The sequence below is a fragment of the Pseudomonas sp. Bc-h genome (assembly GCF_002080045.1).
In the GTDB taxonomy this organism is placed as follows: Bacteria; Pseudomonadota; Gammaproteobacteria; order Pseudomonadales; family Pseudomonadaceae; genus Aquipseudomonas.
This window is the reverse complement of the sequence record NZ_MUIN01000015.1, coordinates 43,705-69,351: the sequence shown is the minus strand read 5'-3', so window position 1 is coordinate 69,351 and position 25,647 is coordinate 43,705. Positions and strand designations below refer to the sequence as shown.

Here is a 25,647-nt window from a genome sequence, read left to right as displayed (position 1 = left end):
TTTGCTTTAATCAAAACGATAAACACCTGATTACCAAAGGGTTTCAGAACGGACACACCCCTCGGCGTGCCCGGCTTGGGCGTTACCTATTAAGGCAAAATAATCACTGCAGCAGCTTCAAGACCGCCGCCGGCAGCTGGTTGGCCTGGGCGAGGATGGCGGTTGAGGCCTGTTGGAGGGTTTGCTGTTTGGTGAGATCTGCGGTTTCGGCGGCGAAGTCGACGTCCTGGATGCGACCTCGGGAGGCTGTCACGTTCTCCACGATATTCGTAATGTTGGCGACCGTTGTGGTTAGCCGGTTCTGTTTCGCACCAAGCTCTGCCATTGCTCCAGTAACACTCGCGATCGCAACGTCAATTTGATTGATCGCCTCATCGATGTTTTTGTTGGCAACGGCCGACTCTAAAGCGAGTTCCTCGGCAGTCGGATTCAAAGCATCTGCTCGGGTCAATCCTTCATAAATACCTGTCCCGTCGATCTTGGGTGTCAGATTTTCCCCCGCCGTAATCTGTCGAACACCGACAACTGGAGCGGTTGCCGGAACAGCATCCACGGCAGGAACCTCCGGCGTGGCAGGGATTGGAGGAGTCGCGTTGGGATCTCCTGGATTTGCCGGAATCATTGGTGTGCCAGGTGTGCCCGCACTGCCGAGCACAGCAGCTATGGCCGCAGCGTCCGCTGGCGCTTTGAACATCGATTGGGAGGAAAAGTCTTTATCCAAAACAATCTGGATCTCTTCATGCGCTCCAGTATTCGCTCCGACATGGAAAGTTAAAATCCCTGCCGTGCCGTTCAACAAGGTCAGGTCTTTTCCGAACTTCGTACTTTTGCTCAGACGCGTCAGCTCATCCGCCGCTTGTTCAAACTCTTTGTGAGATGCAAGACGGTCAGAAGGTGTATTGGTCCCATTTTTAGCCTGCACGGCGAGATCACGCATGCGCTGCAAGGTATTCAACGTTTGAGACAGCGCACCCTCTGTCGTTTGAATAACCGACATCGCATCATTTGCATTACGTGCCGCTACAGTCAGACCCCTGATTTGCGTGGTCAAACGACTCGCGATCTGCATTCCGGCCGCATCATCCTTGGCACTGTTGATTCTCAACCCCGATGATAGACGCGTCATCGCCGTGCTCAGCGAGTCAGAAGACCTGTTCAAGTTCCGTTGTACAGAAAGAGACGCGATATTGGTATTAACGGTTAAAGCCATTTTGAGTTCCCTCGTTGATAGAAACGGCTGGCTTTCCAAAAACGGGGAAGTCCATTTCTCCCGGAAAACCTACAGTGGCGTTATCGACGATTGAAAAAAGGCCTTTAACCGGTGACCGGGCACGCTCGGCGCCCATACCCGACAAATGAAGGGTAAATAATCCGCTAACTTCTTAAATAGGCTCACTTTAAAAAAACTATAAAAAAAAGACCCCGCAGGGTCTTCAAAATCCGAGTTTTCTGAACAGTCCGTAAGACGTTTCTTAAACTAAGCTCATTATGGAAACTTCATTCCTGACACAACGCCACAAACTCCACCTCCAGCCAATGCTGTGTCGCGACCCAGGCGGAACATGTCAACTTCTGTCAACTATCAAATCGCCCCCCCCAACACGACACACCTGGCTTACAGGTTTCTGGCGCGTTATCCAGATTCCGCTCTATGGGACCGCCTGCATGCGTAGAGCTAAATGCGGTTCTCATCGCGAAATCTTCTAATCAACTGTCATTTCTGACAGTAGACGCCCGGGCTGCGCTGATCCCATGATTGATACGCCGAAGCCACTGGCCGTTCGTCCCCCTTGATACGTACCGCTGGCTGAAAATGGATATTCCAGTTACCGGGAATAATGTCTCAAGGAAAATACTATGGCGTATGCATTGGGGCATTCTCCCAAAGAACTGGAGCGGTTGACGTTTCAGGCGGCCGTGCTCGAGCCGACGACACAACGGATGTTAGTGAATGCAGGCCTACGCCCCGGCATGCGGGTGTTGGATCTGGGTTGTGGGCCAGGTGACGTCGCAATGTTAGCGAGCAGGCTGATGGGCAACAAAGGCTACGTTCTAGGTATCGACATGAACGCAGATGCGGTTCAACTGGCTCGCAGTCGCAAGCAGGCACAGAGCTACGGCCGCAATGTCGAATTCGAAAAGTGCGCAATCGAGAACTTCGTTGCGGACCATCCTTTTGATCTTGTCGTTGGTCGATATGTGCTGATCCATCAGGAAGACCCCACTGCCATCATCAAGCGGGCTCTCAAGTGTGTTAAATCCGGTGGCACTGTGGCTTTCCATGAACTCTGCATCGCTGCGCCCTTCGCCGAGTCCCGCCCAAAAGCGAAGCTGTGGGACCAAGTTGCAAAAACGATTTTTGGGGTGCTCCATGCGAATCTGCCCTCTCCCGACGTCGCGAATCGGCTCGCGGCAATCTTCGTGGCCGCCGGTTTACCTTTTCCGTACATGCTCCATGAGCGTTCATGCGGGGGCGGGCCAGACTCGCAGATGTACCGATGGGCGGCTGAGATGATGAAAAGTATCGACCCGAAACTGATTCCGTCGGGCATCACGACTGAGTCATTGCCGTTGTCCACGCTGGAAGCCCGTTTGAGGACGGACTCCCTTGCATCGGGCAGTCAGCTGGTCGGTCCTGCACAGATATGTGCATGGGCGGCAGCCAGATAACTGGCGAGAGGTGGTCTCCATGACGTTCAAAACCCGGTATGAACAGGCGCAACGGACATTGTGGGGATACTTGAGTCCTGACCATGTTGCCAGTTTCACGATGGACTTCCTTGGCGCTTTGAGCGCCCACGATGGTGCGCTGAAGCAAAACGCGGGACATATTCTCAAGGATGGCGTTAGACAGCCCGTACACTTCTACGTCTGGGCATCCGCATCGCAGAAATACTTCAGCCTGGGAGGCGATCTCGCGTACTTCATTCGGTGCGTCAAGTCCGGGGACCGCGCCGGGCTGAATGATTACGCAACCCGGTGCGTAGAATGCGTCTACATGCGCCTTAATTACTACTTCGCCGACGATTTGATTACGCTTTCATTGGTTCAGGGAGACGCCTTTGGCGGTGGGTTCGAGTGCGCGCTGAGCAGCCATGTGATCATTGCCGAGGAACATGCACGATTCGGGTTCCCCGAAATACGGTTCAACTCATTTCCCGGCATGGGAGCGTGCAGCCTGTTAAAGCGAAGGGTCAGCCAGCCAGTTGCCGAAAGGTTACTGCTCTGCGGCGAGCGTTATTCTGCAACGGCTATGCTTGAATTGGGATTGGTTGATATCGTCGTGCCCAAGGGGCGAGGTATTTGCGCCGTGAGGGATTACGTGCAGTCCACGTCTGCAAGAAGGCATGGCACCGCAGCAATCTATCGTGCTCGTCAAGCCGTGTCCCCCATCAGCCGCGATGAATTGATGTCAATCACCCATGACTGGGTAGACACGGCACTCAAGCTGGAAGACAAGGACTTGCGCCTGATGGCTCAGTTGGTACTCCGTCAGCAGAAATCCCTACGTTGAGATATTGAGCTCATTATCAACAGCATTGCACAACGCCACAAACTCCACCTCCAGCCAATCCGCCACCCCAAGCCAGTCCTGGCGCTCCTGGCATTGCAGGATTTCACTCAATACCCGCGTGGATTCGGCCTGCTGATCGGCGGGAAGAGAGGTGATGAAGGGCATGGCGCTGTCGATCAGGTCGACCATGTTCAGCGCAGCTTCGATGTCGCGGCCCAGGCGGAACAGGCGGGCGCAGTGCTGTGCGTTCGCGATGATTTGTGTGTTGGGGGTCATGGCGCGGTCCAGTCGGGGTCGAACGTGGTGCCGGCGATGAGGGCGCCGTCGCGGCTGGTGTTTAAGAATTGCACTTCGGGATGGAGGGCGATGTAGCGCTCCAGTTCGATGAGGTAGCTGCGGAAGTTGAGCTGGGTCTTGACCTTGTTGCCGCGCCCGTCGCGTACCCAGTGCCTGGCGATGCTCAGTTCCGGGCCTAGCACGCCGTCTTGCCAGCCGGTGTGGGTTTTGCCTCCGGGGAACGCGAAGTCGGCGCCAAACAGGGTAATGCGGGTTGCGCCCATTTTGACCGCGAGGTCGATGGCCGGGTGAATGACGCTGCCGCCCACGTGCAGGTTGGCTCGGGGGATGTGCTGTCGAATCTGTGAATAGACGGGGCTGGTGGAATAACCGACGTAACGCGGCCCGCGCCAGGCTTCGAGCATCGGTGCTTCCTGCCCCGGCAAATACACCAATGCGATGCCATCACTACCCTCCGGCGGAAGATGGCGCGTACTGATGCGATGGTCGATGCTGACCACCAGATCAGGCGTGATCCCTGCGTTGCGCAACGGCACGTACGCTGTGTCGACGCAGATGAGCAGAGGTCGATCGGTTTGTTGATGGGTGACCAGCAGGCGTTGCAGATGTTGCTGCAAGCTGGGGCCCGTGGCGATGACGAGCACGTCCCGCCCAGGCTGGGAGCCGAAAAGCGCGGCGACATCGGCGTCGCTTTGCAGCAGCTCCCTGCCCTGCTCCAGCCGCTTGACGCTTTCAGGGTTTTCAGGTGAAAACTCCCGGTTGTTGAACCCGACATGCACTTCACTGACAAGCCGGTCACGAATCCGCGCATTGGCGTCATCGGCCAGCACCAGCTCGGCCGGCAGCGCGAAGAACGGCAATTGAATTTCCGTGCGCTCGTCGGCGTAGGCCAGCATGACGCGTGGATCGCTGAGCCAATCCTGTTGCTCCAACAGTTGCAGCACCAGGACGAACAGGGCGCCATTGAGAATATGCACCTGCAGCTGTTGCAGGCTCGCGGACGCCAACAGCACGCGCTGCAAGTCGCCCAGCCCGGTGCCGTAGAGATGAACCACGGGGCTGTTGGCTGGCAGGCTGTCGGCCTGAGTCTGCGCTTCAGCCAGACGATCATGGCGACTGGTGAGCTGAATGCCGGCAACAGTCAGGGTTGAGCTTTTCCCCTCCAGCAATTGCGCGGGCACCGATGTCGCGTCCTCTGCAGCCAAGCGCTGCATGACGGCGGGCCAGCGTTGAGCCAGAACGGCGCTGTTGCGCTGGTAGATCTCGTCCACGGCGACTGTCCTTATCAAACGAGCGAAATGAAAAACGGCGACCTGAATCCAGGTCGCCGTTTTTGGCAGAGCTTAATCAGGGGCCGTTCAGGCTCACGGACGATAAATGATCGCCGAGCCCCACGACAAGCCTACGCCGAATCCGCTCAGGGCCACGCGCTTCCAGGTCGCGTTGAGCACGTGTTTTTCCAGCAGCAGCGGGATACTGGAGGAAACGGTGTTGCCGGTCTCCAGCATGTCTTTGACGAACTTCTCCGGCGTGCTCCCTTCTTCGAAACGACGGGCCACAGCGTCGACGATCGCGGCGCTGCCCTGGTGGATGCAGAACGCGTCGATGTCCGAGGATTGCAGGCCGGAGTCGATGAGCAGTTCGTTCAGGTGCGCCGGCACTTTGACCAGCGCGAAGTTGAACACCTGACGACCGTTCATGAAGAAGTTGCCGTTGGTGGTCTTGAGGAACTCCGCGCCACCGCCGTCGGTGCCGAACTTGGACTTGCCCAGTTGCCAAGGCGCGTCTTCGCCCATCCAGGTGGCCGTAGCGGCGTCGCCGAACAGCATGGTGGTGTTGCGGTCTTCGGGGTCGACGATCTTGGAGTACGGGTCGGCGGTGATCAGCAGGCCGTTTTTCAGACCGGTGGCTTCCATGAAGCCCTTGAGCACGTAGATGCCGTAGACGTAACCCGAGCAGCCCAGGGAAATGTCGAACGCGGCGACGTGAGTCGGCAGGCCGAGCTTGTGCTGAACGATGGCTGCGGTGTGCGGCAGGCCTTCTTCGTCACCGTTCTGGGTGACCACGATCACCACATCAATGGCGTCGCGCGAAAGCGCAGGGTTGTTGGCGAACAGCTGGTTGGCGGCTTCGACGCACAGGTCCGAAGTTTCCTGAGCGTCATCCTTGCGTGGCAGAAAAGCAGAACCGATCTTGCCAAGGATGAACTCTTCATCCTTCCCGAATTTGGCACCCTGCGCGTAATTGTCGACGCCGGCTGCAGGCACGTAACTCGCTATGCTCTTAATGCCAATCATCATGGCTTCCCAATCAAAAACTGCTGAACATCACCCATCGCCATGAGGCGGGGCATTGAAATCCGGGGCTTGAGGCCGAAAAAACTGGCAACGGCAAGGCATGGGCGCGTTCAGAAAGTCTCTGAAATCAGCCTGATGCCTTCATCACCTGCAAGCACGATACAGTGAAGATGCCCGTTATGACTCACAGGTCACCAAAAGTTTTACAAGCTTTTAGCTGACCGATGGGTCGCGCGCAAGGGTCGACTGGCTTTCAGACAGGCAATTGACATGAAGGCTTCATGGGTTTGTGAGTTGTGAAGCAGTTGCCAGCACGCGCGAAAAACCTTTAGCAGCAACGCTGGCCGGTAATGGCGATCTCCAGGGCCCCGCCGCCGGCAACCCGGACTGCTACAGCAGATATGTGCAGAGCCGGGGTCTTGGGGTGGACATCGAAGCTGCGGGAGAAGCTGGAGCGGTGCGGATGAACATCAATCCTGTGGGAGAAGCTGGAGCTGTGCGACAGCCGCGAARCGGTGGGTCAGAGGGCTCATGGCTAACTGACCCACCGCCGTCGCTGCCGTCGTGACCTCCGGCGTCTCCCACAGGGATCGCGTACAACTTTCAGATCGCTCGTGGGTCAGAGGGCTCATGGCTAACTGACCCACCGCCGTCGCTGCCGTCGTGACCTCCGGCGTCTCCCACAGGGATCGCGTACAACTTTCAGATCGCTTGCCGCTAATGACGAGCTCAAGGGCCCCGCCGCCGGCAATCCGGCCTGCTACAGCAGGTGTGTGCAGAGCCGAGGTCTTGGGGTGGACATCGAAGCTTGGGAGAAGCTGGAGCGGTGCGGATGAACATCAGCCTGTGGGAGAAGCTGGAGCTGTGCGGATGAACATCAGCCTGTGGGAGAAGCTGGAGCTGTGCGACAGCCGCGAAGCAGTGGGTCAGAGGGCTCATGGCTAACTGACCCACCCCCGTCGCTGCCGTCGTGACCTCCGGCGTCTCCCACAGGGATCGCGTACAACTTTCAGATCGCTGGCCGGCGGTGGCGATCTCCAAGGCCCCCGCCGCCAGCAAACCGGACTGCTACAGCAGATGTGTGCAGAGCCGGGGTCTTGGGATGAACATCGAGCCTGTGGGAGAAGCCGGAGCTGTGCGGATGAACATCGAGCCTGTGGGAGACGCTGGAGCTGTGCGACAGCAGCGAAACGGTGGGTCAGAGGGCTCATGGCTAACTGACCCACCCCTTCGCTGCCGTCGTGACCTCCGGCGTCTCCCACAGGGATCGCGTACAACTTTCAGATCGCTGGCCGGTAATGACGAGCTCAAGGGCCCCGCCGCCGGCAACCCGGACTGCTACAGCAGATGTGTGCAGAGCCGAGGTCTTGGGGTGGACATCGAGCCTGTGGGAGAAGCTGGAGCTGTGCGACAGCCGCGAAACGGTGGGTCAGAGGGCTCATGGCTAACTGACCCACCGCCGTCGCTGCCGTCGTGACCTCCTCCCACAGGGATCGCGTACAACTTTCAGATCGCTCGCCGGTAATGGCGATCTCCAGGGCCCCGCCACCGGCAAGCCGGACTGCTACAGCAGATATGTGCAGAGCCGGGGTCTTGGGGTGGACATCGAAGCTGCGGGAGAAGCTGGAGCGGTGCGGATGAACATCGATCCTGTGGAAGAAGCTGGAGCGGTGCGGATGAACATCAATCCTGTGGGAGAAGCTGGAGCTGTGCGACAGCCGCGAAACGGTGGGTCAGAGGGCTCATGGCTAACTGACCCACCGCCGTCGCTGCCGTCGTGACCTCCTCCCACAGGGATCGCGTACAACTTTCAGATCGCTCGCCGGTAATGGCGATCTCCAGGGCCCCGCCACCGGCAAGCCGGACTGCTACAGCAGATATGTGCAGAGCCGGGGTCTTGGGATGAACATCGAGCCTGTGGGAGAAGCTGGAGCTGTGCGACAGCCGCGAAGCGGTGGGTCAGAGGGCTCATTGGCTAACTGACCCACCGCCGTCGCTGCCGTCGTGACCTCCGGCGTCTCCCACAGGGATCGCGTACAACTTTCAGATCGCTGGCCGGCGGTGCCGATCTCCAAGGCCCCGCCGCCGGCAAGCCGGACTGCTACAGCAGATGTGTGCAGAGCCGAGGTCTTGGGGTGGACCTCGAAGCTGGGGAGACGCTGGAGCTGGGCGGATGAACATCGGGCCTGTGGGAGAAGCTGGAGCTGTGCGACAGCCGCGAAGCGGTGGGTCAGAGGGCTCATGGCTAACTGACCCACCCCTTCGCTGCCGTCGTGACCTCCGCCGTCTCCCACAGGGTTCGCAGCAGGACTCGGTTTCAGCCCACCACATCCCAACTCAGCGCCGTGCCGCGCTTGAGGGCGTGTCGGGCTGTACGGCCGAGCACGGTATCGATGTGCTTGGGGGCCAGCCCCAGCCCCGGACGGATGGCGCGGACGTTGTCTTTGCTGAAGGCCTCGCCTTGGGCAATGTCCCGCACCACGTAGAGCGAGCGGCGGAACACCAGGGACTTCTGTTCGGCTTGAGTGGCGCCATAACGCACCACGCCGAGACCTTGCCAGGCGCGCTCGGTTTCTGTCACCAGGCTCGCCATCTCGGCAGGCTCCAGCGAGAAACTGGCGTCTACACCGCCATCGGCACGATCGAGGGTGAAGTGTTTTTCGATGACCGTTGCGCCCATCGCCACCGCTGCCACCGAAACCCCGACGCCCATGGTGTGATCGGAAAGCCCGACCTGACAGCCAAACAGCCCCGCCAGATGCGGGATGGTGCGAATGTGGCTGTTCTCGGGGGAGGCCGGGTAGGTGCTGGTGCATTTGAGCAGCACCAGATCCTTGCATCCCGCCTCCCGCGCCGCGCGCACGCTTTCGTCGAGCTCGGCGATGCTGGCCATGCCGGTTGAAATGATCATCGGCTTGCCAGTGGCGGCGACTTTGCGGATCAGCGGGATATCGGTGTTCTCGAAACTGGCGATCTTGTACGCCGGCACGTCCAGGCTCTCAAGAAAGTCCACGGCGCTTTCATCGAATGGCGTGGAGAACGCGAGCATGCCCAACTCTTTGGCGCGGGCGAAAATCGGCGCATGCCACTCCCACGGCGTGTGAGCCTTCTCATACAGCGCATACAGCGAAGACCCGGCCCACAGACTGTTGGGGTCCTTGATGAAGAATTCGCCCTCAGCGATGTCCAGAGTCATGGTGTCGGCGGTGTAGGTTTGCAGCTTGAGGGCATGAGCGCCCGCCTTGGCGGCGGCCTCGACGATGCGCAGCGCCTGGTCCAGCGACTGATTGTGGTTGCCACTCATTTCGGCGATGACGAACGGCGCTGCGTCGTGGCCGATGGTTCTCGAACCGATCCTGAAACTACTCATCGTTGATCACTCGCTGAAAATGACACTCGGCCTGGCGGTAACCGGCCTTCTGGAAAAGAGAAATGGACACCGCGTTATCGGCCAGCACCTGGGCCTCAATCACGCGTACCTGCGGCCAATGCTGGCGCAGATAGCGTTCGCCGCTGCTGAGCAGCGCCTGCCCCCAGCCAACTCCGGCCTGGCCTTCGAACAGGTAGATCGACACTTCGACGCGCTCGTCCTGGCGGTCGTACCGCAGCATGCCGACGGGGCCGTGGGCGGTATCGCCAATCAGAAGCAAGCGCTGCGGGTTCTGCAGGCTGCGCTGGAGCCAGGCGACGTGGCTGTCCCAGTCGATCAGATCACTGTTGAATGCCCACTGCCGCACGTGTGGCGCGTTACGCCCTTCGAACAACAGCGTCGCGTCGAGTTCGGTTGCCTTGCGCAGCGCCCAGACCGGCTCGATCAAGGCGACCGCCAGACGCTGCGCGCCCCGGCCATCGACCATTGCCTGTGAGCGTACGGCAAAGCTTTGGCGCAGTGGACGATTGTCACGCAGCAGCGCGATGGCCTGGACCAACTGCTGCGGGTCGAGGGTTTCGTGGCCCCCCAGGTACAGATGCACGCCCGACTCGGCCAGTAATTGCGCGTTGAGCTGCTGGTTGTTGGCGACCGAAACGCATAGGGTCGGCAAACCCAGCGCAGCACGCTCCCACGTCGTGCCACCGCCTGCCCCGATGAACAGATCGGCTTGTCGCATCAGACCGAAAAAATCACTGACCAACTCATGCAACCGCCAGTTCGGGCGCGCCTTGGCCAAGTCGCACATGGCTTCCCATTCGGGATTGTGCGATCCGGCGACAAAGTCCACCTGCAGGTCGTCGAAGCCCTGCAGCGCCAGCATCGTTGCATGCACCTGTCGCGCGGCATCGAAGCCGCCGAAGTTGACCAGCACGCGTTCAACCCGAGGTTTGATCGTGATCGGCTCGCACTGGAATTCGTCGCGCATCAGCGCAAAGCGCGGGCCGAGGAAAGTCTTGCAGCGAGGGTCGAGCCACTGATCGTAGGGGCGATCCTGAGCCTGCGCAGAGTAATTCTGATCCAGCAGCAGGTCCACGGCGTGAGGCCGATTGGCCAGATCGTCGACTGCCATCAGGCGATCAGCGAACCGCCGCGCGGCACGCTCCCAGCGAGCGTCCAGACCGTAGTGGTCGACAATCAGCCAGTCGAATCGCGGCTGATTGTTCAGAGCGTCCGCGAGGGCATCAATGTCAGCCTGCCAGGCAAGAGACGTTTCGATATCCGCCCCGCTCTGCTCCTGCTCCTGCTCCTGCTCCTGTGCATAGCGCTCTGGCAGATCAAGGGCGACATAACCCTGATCGGCCAACCGCTGCAACAGATGGCCTGGCAACTGCCGACAGGCGAAGACCACTTCGGCGCCATCCTTGCGCAGCACGTTGGCCAGCGTCAGGCAGCGGGCGATGTGGCCACTGCCGATGGTCATGGAGGCGTCGGCGCGAATCAGCACTCTCACGGCTCAAGCTCCCCGCCCGCCTTGAGTGCCGCATAGAGGTACTCGGCGCGCAGCCAGTCTTCTTCGGTGTCGATGTCCTGCACCAGATGCCGCGGCAGAATCACCGGCAGGCTCAGGTCGGAAAAAATTACATCGCCACGCAACCAGGCCTCGCTACGCCCCCAATAGAACTGACCGGCGTCCTGATAGGCGACGGGCAGATCCTGAGAACGTACGGTGCGGTATTCGGGGTGCATCGAGCTCAGGCTGCCGTCGTCGTTGATCACCAGCGCGCGTTGTATGGGGAAACCAAAGCTTGCGACCGAGAACGCATAGGATTTGTCCGGTGCCCCCTGCAAGGCGTGCAGGCCCTCACGCAGGAAGCGCGCCTGCAACAACGGGGCGGTCGCGTAGAGGCAGCAGGTGAAATCGAATGGCTGATCCAGTGCGCGGATGGCGTGCTGAATCACCGCTGCCGTGCCGGTCCAGGCATCGGCGAGATCGGCGGGCCGCATGAACGGCACCTCTGCGCCATGGCTTCGTGCGACCTCGGCGATTTCCTCGTCGTCGGTGCTGACCACCACACGATCGAACAGCCCGCTCGTCAGCGCCGTACGAATCGAGCCGACCATCATCGGCTCGCCGTTGAACAGCTTCAGATTCTTGCGCGCAATTCGCTGGCTGCCACCGCGTGCAGGAATGATCGCAACCGCCGTCATGGTCGTTTGCCCTCGATGGATGCAGGCATGTCGGGGATCCGTCTATTGAGCATCGGTCAGCAAGCGTCGCAGCTGATCGACCACAAAGTCCTGTTGTTCATCGGTCATGGCCGGGAACAGCGGCAGGCTGATGGCCTGTGCGTAATAGGCTTCGGCCTGGGGGAAGTCACCCGCCGCAAAGCCAAGGTCACGATAGTACGGCTGCAGATGCACCGGAATGTAATGCACGTTGACCCCGATACCGGCCGCGCGCAAGCCCTCGAAAATCTGGCGATGACTGTGCTGCAAACGTTCGGTCTGCAAGCGCACGACATACAGATGCCAGGCCGACTCGGCCTCGGGCTGCGGGGTCGGCAAAGTCAGCGGTAGATCAGCGAGCAACGCCTGATAACGCGCCACCAGTTGCCGACGTCGCGCCAGGAAACCGTCGAGCTTGTTCAGCTGTGACAAGCCCAGCGCAGCCTGCATGTCGGTGATGCGGTAATTGAAGCCCAGTTCGACCTGCTGGTAGTACCAGGGGCCGTGGCTCGGCGCGTCCATCTGCACCGGGTCGCGGGTCATGCCGTGGCTGCGCAGACGACGCAGATGCTCGGCCCGCTCAGGGGAGTTGGTCAACACCAGGCCGCCCTCCCCGGTGGTGACGATTTTCACCGGATGAAAGCTGAACACGGTCATGTCGGCATACTCGCCGCAACCCACCGGGCGACCGGCATAGCTCGCGCCGACCGCGTGAGAAGCGTCTTCGATCACCACAAAGCCATAGCGCCGCGACAGTTCGGCAATGGCGCGCATGTCGCAGCTCTGCCCGGAGAACGCAACCGCCACCAACACCTTCGGCAGCCTGCCCTCACGCTCGGCGCTTTCCAGCTTGTGTTTGAGGGCGTTGACGTCGAGGTTCCAGGTCAGTGGATCGATGTCGACGAAGTCCACATCGGCGCCGCAATAACGCCCGCAGTTGGCCGACGCGAGAAAGGTATTGGGGCTGGTCCACAGCCAGTCGCCCTCGCCCAGCCCTGCTGCCAGACAGGCAATGTGCAGCGCCGCCGTGGCGTTGCACACCGCGACGCCAAAGCCCGCCTCGCAGCGCTCGGCCATCGCCGCTTCGAAGCGCTCGATGGTCGGGCCCTGTGTCAGCCAATCGGACTCGAGCACCTCGACCACAGCGTCGATATCGGCCTGATCGAGGCTCTGCCGGCCGTAGGGAATCATGGCGTGATATCGGCGTGCAGTTCGCCGATCTGCGGGATCGTCAAAAAGTCCGGGTTGGTGTCCGAGCGATATTCGAAGTCATCGCTCACAGCCTTGCCCTTCTCGCCCGTCGCGTCGATGGCGAAATCGGTGTCGACGTTGTTGAAACGAATCGACGGCACGATGGTGTAGTGATCTTCGAACTCCAGGGTCATGCGCGCATCGTCCTGCGGCACCATCAACTCGTGAAGCTTCTCGCCCGGCCGAATCCCGACCAGCTTGTGCGGCAGATCGGCGGCCATGGCCTGGGCCAGATCGACTATGCGCACTGAAGAGATCTTGGGCACGAACACTTCGCCGCCGTGCATGCGCTCGAAACTCTGCATCACGAAATCGACACCGTGGTCCAGCGTGATCCAGAAACGGGTCATGCGCGGATCGGTGATCGGCAGCTCCTTCGCGCCGCCCGCGATCAGCTTGTTGAAGAACGGCACGATGGAGCCACGCGAGCCCGCCACGTTGCCGTAGCGCACCACGGCAAAACGGGTCTGCTCTTCGCCGCCGATGTTGTTGGCGGCCACGAACAATTTGTCCGACAGCAGCTTGGTGGCGCCGTACAGATTGATCGGGCTGGCGGCCTTGTCGGTGGACAGCGCGATGACCTTCTTCACACCGTTGGCGATGGCCGCGGCGATGATGTTTTCCGCACCATTGACGTTGGTGCGGATGAATTCGGTCGGGTTGTACTCGGCCGCCGGCACGTGCTTCAGCGCAGCCGCATGCACCACATAATCAATGCCGCGCATGGCCTGCTGCAGACGCTCGGCATCACGCACATCGCCGAGAAAATAGCGCATGCAGGGCGCATTGAATTCCTGCTGCATTTCGTACTGCTTGAGCTCATCGCGGGAGAACACCACCACGCGCCGGGGCTGGTAGCGCGCAAGCAGCGTGCGGATGAACATGCGACCGAACGAGCCGGTCGCCCCAGAGATGAATACCGATTTACCGTTGAACATGACAGGGTCCCTTGACTAAGCGATCAGCTGTGCCCAGCTTTCGCTGGACGCCACACCGAGGCTGAAACCCTTGCCGGTCAGGGCCAGGTTCTTGTTGTAAGCCAGATCGTGGGAGAACGCATCGGCCCATTTGTGCATCAGCGCGGCCAAGGCCGCCGGTGCCTGTGGTAGAGCACCCGGATGAACGATCTGAGCCTGAGGCGTCCAGACCACCAGATAACCGGCCTGGCCGATTTTCAGGCACAGGTCGACATCGCTGAAAGCATCGGTAAAGTCTTGTTCGTCCAGCCCACCGACCGCATCGAACAGCTCGCTGCGCACCATCAGGCAGGCGTCGGACACCGCCGAATAATTCTGTTCGAGCACCAGCCGCTGCAGATAACCCTCGGCCTCGCGCGCTTCGCCGACGAATGCCGAGCCAACGCCTTCGTTGAGCCCGAGAATCAAACCGGCCTGGCTCACCTTGCCGTTGCGGTCCAGCAGCTTGGCGCCGACGACCCCTACTTCCGGACGCATGGCCTGATTGAGCAGCGAGTCGACCCAGTTCGGATTGACGACTTCACCTTGGGCGGACAGCAAAATCAGGTATTCGCCCTTGGCCTGTTGGCGCATGGCGTTGTGTACGGCGGCCTTGCTCAGACGCTCGGGCATGCGAACCACGCGCACCCGACCTTTCTCTTGACGGGCCAGCCACTCAGCCAGCTCCGGTGCCGGGCTGTGGTTGTCGGCAATCAGCACTTCGTAGTGGGTGTAGCGGGTGCGCAGCACGACACTGGCCAGGCAACGCTGGACCTCGCCGAGGTTGTCTTCTGCGTCGATGATGATCGACACCAGAGGCCGTGGCCCATGGCGGTAATCGATTCGCCACGCCTGACCGGCCACCGGACTGATGCTGGCCTTGTAGCCGCGGTTGGTCAGGTGCCGGATCAGCGCAAGACGCTGCTGCGCGTTTTCTTCCACCGGTACGGCGTCGCAGACCAACAGCGGCTCATCCAGATGGGCAAGCCACCCCATGCCGCCCTGTTCGATAACCCGCAGCAGCAGTTCGAATTCCAGTGCCTGTGCATAGTCGGCCGAGTAGCCGCCAGCCCCGATGAGCACGTCACGACGGATGAGCCAGTGACGGGACATCATGGTCGGGTGGCTTTGCAACAGGTCGAGATTGAACCCAGGCCGCATCACATGCGTGAGTGCGCCACCGGGCAGGCGCTGGATCTCGTCGGCAAACACTGCACGGCACTCAGGCGCGGCCTGAAGCTCGAGCGATGCACGCAACAGCCCGCCTGGGGTGAACTCATCGCCGGCATTGGCGAGCATCAGCCAGTCGCAGCTGGACTGCTGCACCGCTTGATTGAGCTTCTCGATCCAGTTGTTCCTGCTGACCTTGACGAAGTGCAACGTATTTTGCGCAGAGGTTTTAGCCAGAGGCTCGCCCGTGGTGAGCACCACGATCCTGAAGGTTTTGCAGTGGCCCGCAACCAGGCTGTCGAGCGTGGTCTGGAGTTTGTCCAGATCGTCATCCAGATCCAGCAGCAGAATACCGAACTGCGGCACGCCGCCTTGCTCGGTGATATACCGGGTAATGGCGTTGACATCATCGGGGGTCGGTTGGCGCGCATCCAGCCATTGCAACACCTGCCCGGACGGCATACGGGCAAAACGCTCCCGTGGATTTTCGCTGACCACCCCCTGCAGGCGCTCCAGCCATGAAGCGAGATGTCCGGACTCATCGATCTCGGTTTTGTTGACCCACAATCTGGCCAACCGCTCGACCACGGCGGGGTTGAAAATGTTCAGTTCCATCGCCTGCCAGAGGCGATTGGTGATGGTTTCGGTGGTGTCGTTGTCGTAGGTGCGCAACAACCGCTCATGCTGTGCCCATACACCTTCCAGATGCTGCATTTGCAGCTGTCCTGCGGGCATGGCGTGAATCAGGAATTCGATGTCACTCAGAACGTCGAAAAATGCCTGATTGTAGAATGGCATTTCCACGAATTGCCGAGGCCCGAAGCATCGGTCTGCGGGGTGCAGAACATCGGTCCACTGCGAGACCACGATGCTGCTGAGCCCCAGCGAGCGACGCTCGTTCAGGCAGTCGCGCAATTGCTCATAAGCGGCCAGCACGCCTTGGGTGCGCTGCTCAGCTGTCGTCGAGTCGGCCGATATCTGTAAAGACGCCAGAAAGCTGGCGAACTGTTGACGCTCGATGACCGATCTGGCGTCGCTAGCGCCGAGTTTTTTGAGCAGGTCGGTATCGTCTTCCGAGACTCTGTGACTGATTTCACGAACGACATATGCAATCGGCAGGATGCGTGCCTTGGCGCGGGACAGCAGATACCAGGCATGACCGAACTCCTGCAGCTCGCCAGCCGTACCCTGAGGCAGGACCGCGTACCAGTCCTTCAGCAACCGGGTGCGGATCACGGCGTAGAACGGCGGAATGTACTGATCGAGAAAGCTCATGACGCGTTCAGCCGGATCGTCGCTGGCGTAATCCTCGAGGACTTTCTTGTCGCGGCGGAAGTATTCGACCTTGTCGCCCTGAGCCTGGTACATCAGGCAATAACCGTGGCACAAGCCGTAATCGGCGTGCGCGCCGAGAAAATCCACCGACTCGCGAAGCGCGTCATGAACGACGAAGTCTTCATCGGTGACGAACGCCATGAATGGCGTCGCGACCTGATTGACACCGAACGCGGCCTTTTGCTGCGCGCCTTCGCCGGCCAACTGCGGCAGGTGCCGATAGTCGACATCCGGAAACAACTCGCTGATCTGCGTCGCCGACTGGACGGATGAGTCGAGCACCATCAGGCGGACAGGCAAGGTGCTGTAGTACTGCAAGGTACGACGCAGAAACGCGGGCCGATTATGGGTGAGAACCACGAGGGTCAATTGCTCGTCGAGCGGCATGTTGTTTCCCGTTAGATGTTGACTGTGCATGACGTTTTTTCCTGCAGTGCGGCCAATCGTCAAAAAATGTCATGGAGTTGGCCCTGTCCGGGTCAACTAGCAGGAAGCACGCCAACTGTGGCGCCTGGGCAATTCAAGCGGGAAATGAAGCGGCAGGCCGCCCCGGCACAGCCGTCGGGGCGGGAGTTATTGCGTGTCAGTCGGCAAGCCAGCCGTTGACCCAGTGTTGAAGGTTGTCACCGCGCAACATGTAATCGCGCATGACCACCTCAAACAAGTCATCGCCCATGGCGTAGCTGGCCTTGGGGTCCGCCAGGTGCATGCGGATCGCATCCAGCCACTCGGCGGTGCTGTTGCTGACGACCCGCGTGCACGGCAGGTAGCCTTGATAGGCCCGCGTGTCGCTGCAGATGACCGGGTAACCACAGGCGCCATATTCCAGCAGACGCAGATTGCTTTTGCAGTCGTTGAAGATGTGATGCTCCAGCGGCGCCAGAGCAAGGTCCAGGTTCAGGCTGGCAAGCTTTGCAGGGTACGCCGCAAGGCCGACGGCCGGATGAAACTCATGCACGTAGGGCCTTAACGCCTCAGGGTACATGCCGAAGAATACCCACTCGACCTCATTGGCCAGCTCGCGCACCACCTCGGCGATGATCTCCAGATCCCCTGCATGGCTTGTCCCTCCCCCCCATCCGACCCTGGGTTTGGTGGATGTGCCGCGCTCGCTGCGCAAGCCGTTCCACATGTGCGGCGCGAGCATGTTGGGGACCACCCGGATATCGTGGTGCATACCCGAAAGGGCATCGGCCAGAGCGGGCGTGGACACCACAACACGATCACACAGACTCGTGCCTAATCGCACCATGCCGGCCATATCGGACGGCATATTGCGCATGTGACCATTTTTTGTCGGCACACTGATGACGTAGTCATCCAGCTCATAGATGCGCCGGGCGTTGGAGTAGGTTTTGAGGGTGGACACCTGGGCAATGGAGGCTTCGCTGTAGCGACATTGCACCACGATCACGTCAGGCGACTGGCGCTCAAGCTCGATGAGCGACGGCAAATCGTAGCTCAGACATCCCTGGATCCGGCCATCAGCCTGCAGCTCCGTGAACGGCTGCGCCACCCGATAATGCCCGACCGCCGTGCTATTGACGGGGATCGCCAGCACGCTGGGTAGAAAACGTGAGGAATACGGGCTCCAGCCTTTTTTCAGCCCAGGTTCCAGGCCGTGGAACGAGCCGCTCAGCCGCAGATTCGGGTTGTACGCCGGATCATGGGCGAGCGTAGGCAGCCAGCGCTGGAGAAACTCCGGCGACTCTTCGGTCTGCAGCTGCACTTGCCGCTGCTGCTCGGCCGCTGGCTGAGACCCGAGCGCCAACTGCGCCCACGGTGTCCACACCACCAGATACCCTGCCTGACGCACACGCAGACACAGATCGGTTTCGTTCAGTGTGCTGCGCATTCCGGAACTCTGCAGGCCGCCGAGCTGATCGACCACGTGACGACGAATCAGCAGACAGTCTGTACCCATGGCGCTCAGGTCCTGGGCGGTCTGCAGACGCAGCAGTTGACCGGGCGCATTCACCCGCTCCCCCAGAAACGCACGCCCCACAGGCCCCTGGTAACCCAGGATCATGCCAGCGTGCAGCACGTAACCATCCGGGCTGAACAGCTTGCCGCCGACAACGCCGACTTCTTCACGGCGCCCATGATTGAGCAACTCGTCCAGCCACGCGCCATCGGTGATGACCGCATAGGTGCTGAGCAGCAGCAGGTATTCACCACGGGCACAGGAGCCGGCAAGCTCGCGGGCACTGGCGGCATCGCCCTGATCGCCGCATCGCAGCACGCGCAGTTTGTCGCCGCCGATCTGCTGCATGCTGGCGAGCCACTCATGCGCGTCGGCGCCGACGCTGCCGTGATCGGTGATCAAAACCTCGTAGTGGCCATAGGCAGTGTGCGTGAGTAATGTCTCAGTACAACGTTGCAACGCCGCCAACTGATCCTTGTGCGTAATGATGATCGAGACCATCGGCTGTTCAGCGCTCAAGTAGTCGATCCGGTTGATCAGCGGCCGATCGCCAATACGTACCTGGTGCGCGATACCCAGACGCTGCAAATGAGCGCTCAGCACGTGGGTGTTCTGCTCGATCACTTCGGGCAATTCCAGCCAGGCGGAGAACGTCAGTTGCGACTCGACCAAGACCTCGGCAATGTGTTCGACACAGTCCCCCCCGGCCTCGACCAGTTGCCACAGCGCATCCACGGGTGCCAACTCGCCATAGGCCGGATTGAACCCACCCAGCTGCACCACGGCTTCACGCTCGAACGCCAGCACCCGCCCGACATAGGGGTAACTGCGCAGCAGGTCGAGGTTGAAGTCAGGCTTGAACACGGGCTCCGCCGATTCACCTTTGAGCAATCCACCTTCATCGCTGTACAGGCACAGCACGCCGGCGCGCGTAACGATGCGCTCGGCCAGGATCAGCAATGCGCAGTCGGTCAGACGGTCTGCGGCACGCAAGAGGTAAATCCAGTCACTGCCATCGAGCTGGGGCAGCAGCTCATTGAGTTGCGCAATCCACCGTGATTGCAGCGGCAAGGTGAACACGCGCCCTTGCAATATCGGCTCGTCGCAGGCACTGGACAACACCAGCGTCAGGTCCGCCGAATAGAGCTGCGCTTCCAGGCTGTCCAGCGTCAGACTCAGCCCTGCCCTGCTCGCGAACTCATCCACCACCACGGCAACAATTTTCGGCTTCCAGGCCCAAGTGGCGACTCTGTCATCCACACGCGCGCGCTCGGCGCCGAACAGCGTGCGGCAGCTCAGCCACTGCTGGTACAGCTCGGCAAAGCTCTCACTGGTATGACCCACTCGCCACGGTAACGCCGACTGTCGGTTGCCGAGCATCCGGCTCATCGGCAACTCGACCCAGGCATGGGGCAGGCCTGCGACATCGGCCAGCGGCAGATGCCGGACCCAGCCAAGCTCAGGAGCATTTTCGGTATTGCGCGCCTTGAGCATCTGCCCCAACCAGTCGCGTTCGCTGTGCAGCAGATCCTGCACCGCCTGACGGCGACTGAAGCGCTCCGGGTGCAAGCGCTCGGCGCTCAGCACATCGTTGAGCATGACCATGTTGCCGCGCTTGAGCAGGCAGATGTACAGCGCCAGATCCACCAGTGCCACGAACCCTTGACCGACCTGCCCAAGCGCCGGCAATAGCGCCTGCACGTCCGCGCGACGCATCAACGACGCGGTCAGGCCGCCAAGAAAATTGGTCAGCGACAGATCGAAAACCGCCAGGACATCGGTACCGTGAAACAGGGCGCTGGTTTCGGCCAGCGGACAGTTCTCTATGCGCGCGGGCAATTGCACTTCGTCGGCATCGCAGAAGTAACGCTGCGACAACACAAGACTCACGTCCTGATGGGCGCTCAACACTGCCGCCTGACGCTCGATACAGGCGGGGAACATGCGATCGTCGTCGCACAGGAACTTGACGAACTCACCCTTGGCCTCGGCCAGACAGGCGAGCAAGTTGCCGACAAACCCCAGGCGCTGCGGATTGCGGATGTAGCGCACGGGCAACGGACTGAGCGCTGACAGCTCGTGCACCACGCGCTCGATCTCGTCGGTCTGGCTGTCATCGCAGATCACAATTTCCAGCGCGGCATGAGTCTGCGTCAGCGCATCGCGCAGGGCTTGCGGGAAAAACCGCGGGTTGTAGGCAGGAATGAGGATGCTGACAAGCGGGGGTACATTCACGGGCGGGCTCACGAGCGGCAAGCACACCTTCACTGGAAGGGCTGGCTTAACCGCTGAAAAAACGGTTGGCGCCTTTCGGCGGCGCTCCCCCGTCAGACGTGGGAACTGCCGCCATTGTGGCGATTACAACTTGCTGAACAGGTTCAGCGAAGACAGTTGGGTGAATACCATCTGCGAGGCCTGCAGCATGGTTTTCTGCAAGGTCAGACGCGCGATGGCATCGACCGGATCGGAAGCGGTGATGGTACTGGCTTCAGTGGTTCCGCTGTCGAGCATGCTCTGGTTGGTCACGCCCTGATCGGTCGCTGTTCGGGAGCGCGCGCCGCCGTCACTGACCGCGTCGGAGATCTGATTCGACGCGCTTTGCAGGTTGCCGATGGTCGAGGTCAGCGTGGCCCGCAGTTTCTGCGCGGCGACAGGATCGCCATCGACCTTGCCATTGAGTGCGGTGATCACGTTCGACAGGGTGTTGAGGATGTTCTGGGTTTGCTGGGTCGACGACTGCGCGGTGAACTGGTCCCCCGCTACTGGCGCCGGCGGCGTGCCGCTGACGGTGAAGGTCACGCCTGCCGCGACTGCCTGGTTGGCCACCGGTGTGCCGCTCAGCGTGCCGGTGGAAACCGGTTTGCTGGTCGCCGCATCGTATGGCGACGCATACAGGGCAAAGTCGGTCGCACTGGTGAAACGCAGGACCGCGCCGCCGTTGGGGAACGTTTTGTCGAATGCCGCCTGATCGGTCACCGTGGAGCTGGTAATGACCGTGGTCGACGGATTGTTCGGCAGGCGCGCAGTGCTCACGCTGCTTGGCGTCACGCCCAGAGTGAAGGTGTGATCCTTCACCGCCGCGTCGGCGGTTGTGGTGGTGGCTTTCTGAGCATCGGTCAGGTTGATGTTCAGGTTCAGTTCCAGGCCACGGAACGTCACCGCCTGGCCGGCCGCAGAAGACGACGAGAACTGGCCCGTCGAGCTCGCTTCGCCGGTCACGTCAGCCCCGTTCTTGTCGAGAATCTGGTACTGAGTGCTGCTCAGGAACGAGATCTTGTACGGCTCGCCAGTGGTGAACTTGCTGTCGTAAGTGGCGGTGTTGCTGACGCTGCCACCCGACAGGGAAATCACGCCGTCATCAGCGCCCGAGGTCAGGGTGCTCGTAGTGCGGGTGGTGTTCACCGCTTGCTCGAAGGCATCCCAGCCAGTGGTGTTGCTGGCCATGGAAATGCCGCCGCCGACGTCCAGCATGTTGCGGGTCTGGTCGCCCTGATAGCTGTAGGTGCCGTCGGCATTCAGGACGTACGGCGGAGTCGACGCCTTGGAACCGGAAAACAGGTAAGAGCCGTTTGCATCCTGGCTGTTCATCAGGCCCAGAATCTGACCCTGCAACTGCTTGAGTTCGGCAGCGTTGGCCTGGCGGTCCTTGTCGGTGAACGTGGCATTGCCAGCGGCCAGGGTCAGCTCTTGCGCCCGCTGAATCGCATCGGTGATTGCCGTCATCGCGGTTTCGGTGTTCACCACACCGGTATTGATGGTGCTGATGTTGGCGTTGTACTGGTTGAGCATCGTGCCCATCTGCTGCAACTGCAGCACGCGGGCCGCGCCGACCGGGTCGTCGCCTGCGGTGTTGAGCTTGACCTGGCTCGCCACTTCGTCGCCGGTCTTGACGACGTTGGAGTAGGTACGCGAATAGTTCGTGGCGCTGGTTTCGTAAAACTGGCTCGTTGAGATACGCATGGATTACGACTCCTTAAAGACTGTTGAGCAGCGTGCTGAAAATGGCCTGGGCGGCCTTGATGATCTGCGACGATGCGGTGTAGTACTGCTGATACTTCACCAGGTTGGCGGCTTCTTCGTCGAGCGATACGCCCGAAACGCTGTCGCGTGAGCTTTTTGCCTGGGTCAGTACGGCGGTGGTCGCAGTGGCATCGTCCTTCGCCTGGGCGGCCTTGCTGCCCACCGTGGTGATCATGCTGGTGTTGGCGCCGCTGATGCTCATGCCCGTGCCGTTGCCGGTGGTGTCCACGGTCTGCCTGGTCTGCAGATCCAGCGTACTCTGGGCATTGCGGTTGTCCGCAGAGCCCGCGCCGGTCATGTCGATGCTGTAGGTGTCGCCGGACGTCGGACTGCCGGAAATCGACAGACCGATGCTGAACGACTGCTTGACGCCAGCAGAGTCGGTGTAGCCAACGTCCATGGCGATGTCGTTGTTCTGGCCTTGAACGATGTTGCCGGTAATCGGGTTGCCGTTCTTGTCCTTGACTGCCGCGCCATTGGCGTCGACCAGCGAATACGCCTGAGAGCCGTTGGTGACGTCACCCATCAGCAAACGCATCGGCGTCGCACCCTTGATGGCGTTGCGCAGATCGGCCGTGCCGGTGGCGTCGTAGATGTTGGCCTGGGTATTGAGCGTCGGCTGAGTGAACGTACCAGTGCCCTTGTTGCTGGCGCCGTTGGTGCCGGTCAGTGGCGCGGCGACAGCGATGGTCTTCGCATCGGTCATCACCGTCTTGATACCGCTGGCGGCATTGCCGGTAGGGCTGACCTTGAAGCTGTCACCCACTGCAACCGACCCACTCAGCTTCAGGGTGAAACCATCGATGACCGGCGGTGGTGTGGTGTTCAGATCGTAAGCGCCCACGCTCTCACCGTTCGGCAGACGAGTCACGCTATACCCGGTGGCGCTGGTGAACGTCACCTGATAGTCGCTGGTGGTCAGCGCGCCGGTGTTGGAAATGGTCACGTCCAGGTTGCCGGAGCCGGTGCTGTTGCCCTTGTTGGCCGTACTGCGCTGACTGACCAGACTCGGGTCGTTGATGCTGTTGAACAGGTTCGAGCCGAAGTCGCCATTGGCGTCGACGCCCTGATTCATCTGCTGGTTGACCTGATCGGAAACCACCAGCGCCAGGCGGCCCAGTTCGTTGGCCGCAGGTTGCAACACGTCGCTGCGATAACGCAACAGACCGCCGATGGTACCGCCCGTCACGACCGAGGACACGTCGACGCTGCTGTTCTGATAATTCAGTTTGAGCGAATAGACATTCGGATCGGTGTCGCTGGGGCCGGCACTCAAGGTATTGGCCTTGTTGCCGGTGACCAGCGGCTGACCGGTACCGATGTAAATGTCATAGCTGCCATTGTTGTCGACGACCTTGGCGCTTACCAGATCGTTGAGCTGGCGCACTGCTTCGTCACGTGAGTCGAGCAACGAGTTGGGCTCGGCACCGGTGGCCTTGGCCTGAGTGATCTGCGAGTTCAGGTTGGCGATCGAGGACGCCAGCGAGTTGACCTGGCCCGAGAGCGAGGTCAGCTGAGTGTTGACGCCTGCGTTCTGATCCTTCATCTGCGCGGAGATGGTGTTGAACTGGCCCGCCAGGGTACTGGCGCTGGTCAGGAAGTTCTTGCGCGCGGAAGAGTCGGTCGGCGAGGTGGACAGCGTCTGCAGGTTGGTGAAGAACTTGCCCAGCACCGTGCTGATGCCGGTCGAGCTGTCGGACAGAATCGCGTCCAGCTTGCTCGCCTGGCCCAAATACGCCTGAGCGTCGGAGTCGAGCGATGTACTGGTTTGCACTTGGGTGTTCAGGAAACCGTTGTAGATCCGACGCACGTCGGACAGCGTAGTACCGGTGCCGAGGAAACCGACGCCGATATTCTGCTGCGCACCCGAGGTGGTCATCACTTGCTGACGCGAGTAACCCAGGGTGTCAACGTTGGCAGTGTTGTTGCCGATGGTGGTCATCGCTGCACTGCTGGCGTTCAGTCCCGAAAGCCCAATTGAAATCAGTGACATGGTTCAAACCTTATAAAGTCGTGGAAGAGCCCGATGCGGCTGCGTAGTTCTGGTAACTCTTCATCTGTTTCGCTATTTGAGAAATCTTGCTGGCATAGCCCGGGTCTGTTGCGTAACCGGCCTTCTGCAGCTCTTTCACAAACTGTTCCGGGTTATCGGCCGACTTGAGCGTGGCTTGATAGCGATTGTTGTTCTGCAGGAAGCTCACCAGGTCATGGAAGCTGCTGGCGTACGAGTCGTAGGAACGGAAGTCCGCCGTCTCCTTGACCATCTTGCCGTCACGGAACTCGCTGGTGATCGCGCGGGCCTCCGGCCCCTGCCAGTTACCCTGTGCCTTGATGCCGAACAGGTTGTGGCTGCTGCTGCCATCGGACTGACGCATGATCGATTTGCCCCAGCCGGTTTCCAGCGCAGCCTGCGCCACCAGCACGGTGGGATCGACGCCGATTCGGGCGGCGGCATCCTTGGCCAGCGGCAGCATGGTCGCCACGAATTCGTCGGCGTTGGCGAACGCGGCCTTGCCCGGTGCCAGCGGGGTCTGGACCCGGCTGCGTACGTAGCTGTTGGCCTGGGCGCTGTATTCCGGGCCGATGGTCCAGTCGCCATTGCCTTGGCTGCCTGCCCTCTTTGCGGCGTCGACGGCATTGGAAACCGCAATGCGGTTCTTGAGCGTGGTCGCGCTGGCGGCGGCATCCTGGGTGCCGGATGTGTTCGGCACGATGCCCGCCAGGATCCGGTCGCTGAGTTTGCTTGGCAGCGACAGCCGACGGGAGTTGAGCGCGGCCACGTCGTTGTGCTGCGTGCCATCGGCCGAGGCGGCAGGCGCGGCAACCGAACGCGTGGCCCACAACGGACGCTGCGCAATACGGGTGGCAAGGCCTGTCTGGGCCGTGGTGGCATCTGGTTTTGCAGCGGCATTGAGCTGATTGGTAGCGGGCGCGACGTCAGCGGTCTTGTTTTTCGACAGTTGACGCATCAACACGTCCTGCAGACCGATACCGCCGCCCTCGCGGGACATGCTCACCGAGAGCTGCTGGTCGTACATGTCCTGATACTGCCGCGTGGCCGCGGTGTTCATCGGGTTGTCCTTGGCCAGCACTTCGTTGGCCGAACGCATGGCCTTGAGCATCTGGCTGACGAACAGCGACTCGAATTCCTGCGCTACCTTTTTCAGGTTCGCATCGCTGTCGCGGTCGCCGGTCTTCAGGGCGGTCAGGCGATTGAGGTCGGTATACGCCCCCGAATCGCTGACAGTGCTTGAAGGGCCGCCACTTGGAATACTCATGCCTTA

General features: G+C 60.7%; 16 protein-coding genes. 2 read left to right on the top strand and 14 right to left on the bottom strand.

The features are described from left to right. Positions 1-103: 103 nt before the first annotated feature. Positions 104-1,210, bottom strand: coding sequence for a flagellin (locus tag BWR59_RS27430; protein ID WP_081568834.1), 1,107 nt, complete (start codon positions 1,208-1,210; stop codon positions 104-106). Positions 1,211-1,857: 647 nt separating this feature from the next. On the opposite strand from BWR59_RS27430, the gene BWR59_RS27425 reads away from it, so the two are divergent. Together BWR59_RS27425 and BWR59_RS27420 are read left to right on the top strand one after the other, a co-directional pair. Beyond that, complete coding sequence (locus BWR59_RS27425; protein WP_081568833.1) at positions 1,858-2,670, top strand: class I SAM-dependent methyltransferase; 813 nt, start codon at positions 1,858-1,860, stop codon at positions 2,668-2,670. A gap of 19 nt (positions 2,671-2,689) precedes the next feature. Beyond that, positions 2,690-3,514, top strand: coding sequence for a crotonase/enoyl-CoA hydratase family protein (locus tag BWR59_RS27420; RefSeq protein WP_081568832.1), 825 nt, complete (start codon positions 2,690-2,692; stop codon positions 3,512-3,514). On the opposite strand, the gene BWR59_RS27415 is transcribed toward BWR59_RS27420, so the two are convergent. From BWR59_RS27415 to flgJ, 13 genes are all read right to left on the bottom strand, one after another. Beyond that, positions 3,506-3,790, bottom strand: a complete 285-nt coding sequence (locus BWR59_RS27415) for a hypothetical protein (protein ID WP_081568831.1) — start codon at positions 3,788-3,790, stop codon at positions 3,506-3,508. The genes BWR59_RS27420 and BWR59_RS27415 overlap by 9 nt on opposite strands. Continuing rightward, entirely contained in the window at positions 3,787-5,082 is a 1,296-nt protein-coding gene (locus BWR59_RS27410; RefSeq protein WP_081568830.1) for a 6-hydroxymethylpterin diphosphokinase MptE-like protein, read from the bottom strand. The genes BWR59_RS27415 and BWR59_RS27410 overlap by 4 nt, the downstream gene beginning before the upstream one ends. A gap of 93 nt (positions 5,083-5,175) precedes the next feature. Continuing rightward, positions 5,176-6,108, bottom strand: coding sequence for a ketoacyl-ACP synthase III (locus BWR59_RS27405; RefSeq protein WP_081568829.1), 933 nt, complete (start codon positions 6,106-6,108; stop codon positions 5,176-5,178). 2,317 nt (positions 6,109-8,425) lie between these two features. Next, complete coding sequence (pseI, locus tag BWR59_RS27400) at positions 8,426-9,478, bottom strand: pseudaminic acid synthase (protein WP_081568828.1); 1,053 nt, start codon at positions 9,476-9,478, stop codon at positions 8,426-8,428. Then, the gene (gene pseG, locus BWR59_RS27395) at positions 9,471-10,991 is read right to left on the bottom strand and encodes a UDP-2,4-diacetamido-2,4,6-trideoxy-beta-L-altropyranose hydrolase (RefSeq protein ID WP_081568827.1); all 1,521 of its coding nucleotides are present in this window, start codon (positions 10,989-10,991) and stop codon (positions 9,471-9,473) included. Before pseG ends, pseI begins: the two co-directional genes overlap by 8 nt. Further along, positions 10,988-11,689, bottom strand: coding sequence for a pseudaminic acid cytidylyltransferase (pseF, locus tag BWR59_RS27390; protein ID WP_081568826.1), 702 nt, complete (start codon positions 11,687-11,689; stop codon positions 10,988-10,990). Before pseF ends, pseG begins: the two co-directional genes overlap by 4 nt. A gap of 42 nt (positions 11,690-11,731) precedes the next feature. Continuing rightward, positions 11,732-12,898, bottom strand: coding sequence for a UDP-4-amino-4,6-dideoxy-N-acetyl-beta-L-altrosamine transaminase (pseC, locus tag BWR59_RS27385; protein WP_081568825.1), 1,167 nt, complete (start codon positions 12,896-12,898; stop codon positions 11,732-11,734). Continuing rightward, positions 12,895-13,896, bottom strand: a complete 1,002-nt coding sequence (gene pseB / locus BWR59_RS27380) for a UDP-N-acetylglucosamine 4,6-dehydratase (inverting) (RefSeq protein ID WP_081568824.1) — start codon at positions 13,894-13,896, stop codon at positions 12,895-12,897. The genes pseC and pseB overlap by 4 nt, the downstream gene beginning before the upstream one ends. Before the next feature lie 15 nt (positions 13,897-13,911). Continuing rightward, entirely contained in the window at positions 13,912-16,836 is a 2,925-nt protein-coding gene (locus BWR59_RS27375) for a TIGR00180 family glycosyltransferase (RefSeq protein ID WP_081568823.1), read from the bottom strand. 166 nt (positions 16,837-17,002) lie between these two features. Then, entirely contained in the window at positions 17,003-20,578 is a 3,576-nt protein-coding gene (locus tag BWR59_RS27370) for a glycosyltransferase (protein ID WP_081568822.1), read from the bottom strand. A 123-nt stretch (positions 20,579-20,701) separates the two neighbouring features. Beyond that, positions 20,702-22,303, bottom strand: a complete 1,602-nt coding sequence (locus BWR59_RS27365; protein ID WP_081568821.1) for a flagellar hook-associated protein 3 — start codon at positions 22,301-22,303, stop codon at positions 20,702-20,704. Between the two features lie 13 nt (positions 22,304-22,316). Next, on the bottom strand, positions 22,317-24,356 hold the full coding sequence (gene flgK, locus BWR59_RS27360) for a flagellar hook-associated protein FlgK (protein WP_081568820.1): 2,040 nt from the start codon (positions 24,354-24,356) through the stop codon (positions 22,317-22,319). Positions 24,357-24,366: 10 nt separating this feature from the next. Next, a complete protein-coding gene (gene flgJ, locus BWR59_RS27355) occupies positions 24,367-25,641 on the bottom strand; it encodes a flagellar assembly peptidoglycan hydrolase FlgJ (protein WP_081568819.1) in 1,275 nt (424 codons plus the stop codon). Between the last annotated feature and the right edge of the window lie 6 nt (positions 25,642-25,647).

Excerpts from the sequence above, each read along its gene's own strand:
- pseB (WP_081568824.1), bottom strand. The coding sequence starts at position 13,896 with ATGTTCAACGGTAAATCGGTATTCATCTCTGGGGCGACCGGCTCGTTC.
- BWR59_RS27375 (WP_081568823.1), bottom strand. The coding sequence starts at position 16,836 with ATGCACAGTCAACATCTAACGGGAAACAACATGCCGCTCGACGAGCAA.
- pseC (WP_081568825.1), bottom strand. The coding sequence starts at position 12,898 with ATGATTCCCTACGGCCGGCAGAGCCTCGATCAGGCCGATATCGACGCT.
- flgJ (WP_081568819.1), bottom strand. The coding sequence starts at position 25,641 with ATGAGTATTCCAAGTGGCGGCCCTTCAAGCACTGTCAGCGATTCGGGG.
- BWR59_RS27430 (WP_081568834.1), bottom strand. The coding sequence starts at position 1,210 with ATGGCTTTAACCGTTAATACCAATATCGCGTCTCTTTCTGTACAACGG.
- BWR59_RS27425 (WP_081568833.1), top strand. The coding sequence starts at position 1,858 with ATGGCGTATGCATTGGGGCATTCTCCCAAAGAACTGGAGCGGTTGACG.
- pseI (WP_081568828.1), bottom strand. The coding sequence starts at position 9,478 with ATGAGTAGTTTCAGGATCGGTTCGAGAACCATCGGCCACGACGCAGCG.
- BWR59_RS27405 (WP_081568829.1), bottom strand. The coding sequence starts at position 6,108 with ATGATTGGCATTAAGAGCATAGCGAGTTACGTGCCTGCAGCCGGCGTC.
- BWR59_RS27365 (WP_081568821.1), bottom strand. The coding sequence starts at position 22,303 with ATGCGTATCTCAACGAGCCAGTTTTACGAAACCAGCGCCACGAACTAT.
- BWR59_RS27415 (WP_081568831.1), bottom strand. The coding sequence starts at position 3,790 with ATGACCCCCAACACACAAATCATCGCGAACGCACAGCACTGCGCCCGC.
- BWR59_RS27420 (WP_081568832.1), top strand. The coding sequence starts at position 2,690 with ATGACGTTCAAAACCCGGTATGAACAGGCGCAACGGACATTGTGGGGA.
- flgK (WP_081568820.1), bottom strand. The coding sequence starts at position 24,356 with ATGTCACTGATTTCAATTGGGCTTTCGGGACTGAACGCCAGCAGTGCA.
- pseF (WP_081568826.1), bottom strand. The coding sequence starts at position 11,689 with ATGACGGCGGTTGCGATCATTCCTGCACGCGGTGGCAGCCAGCGAATT.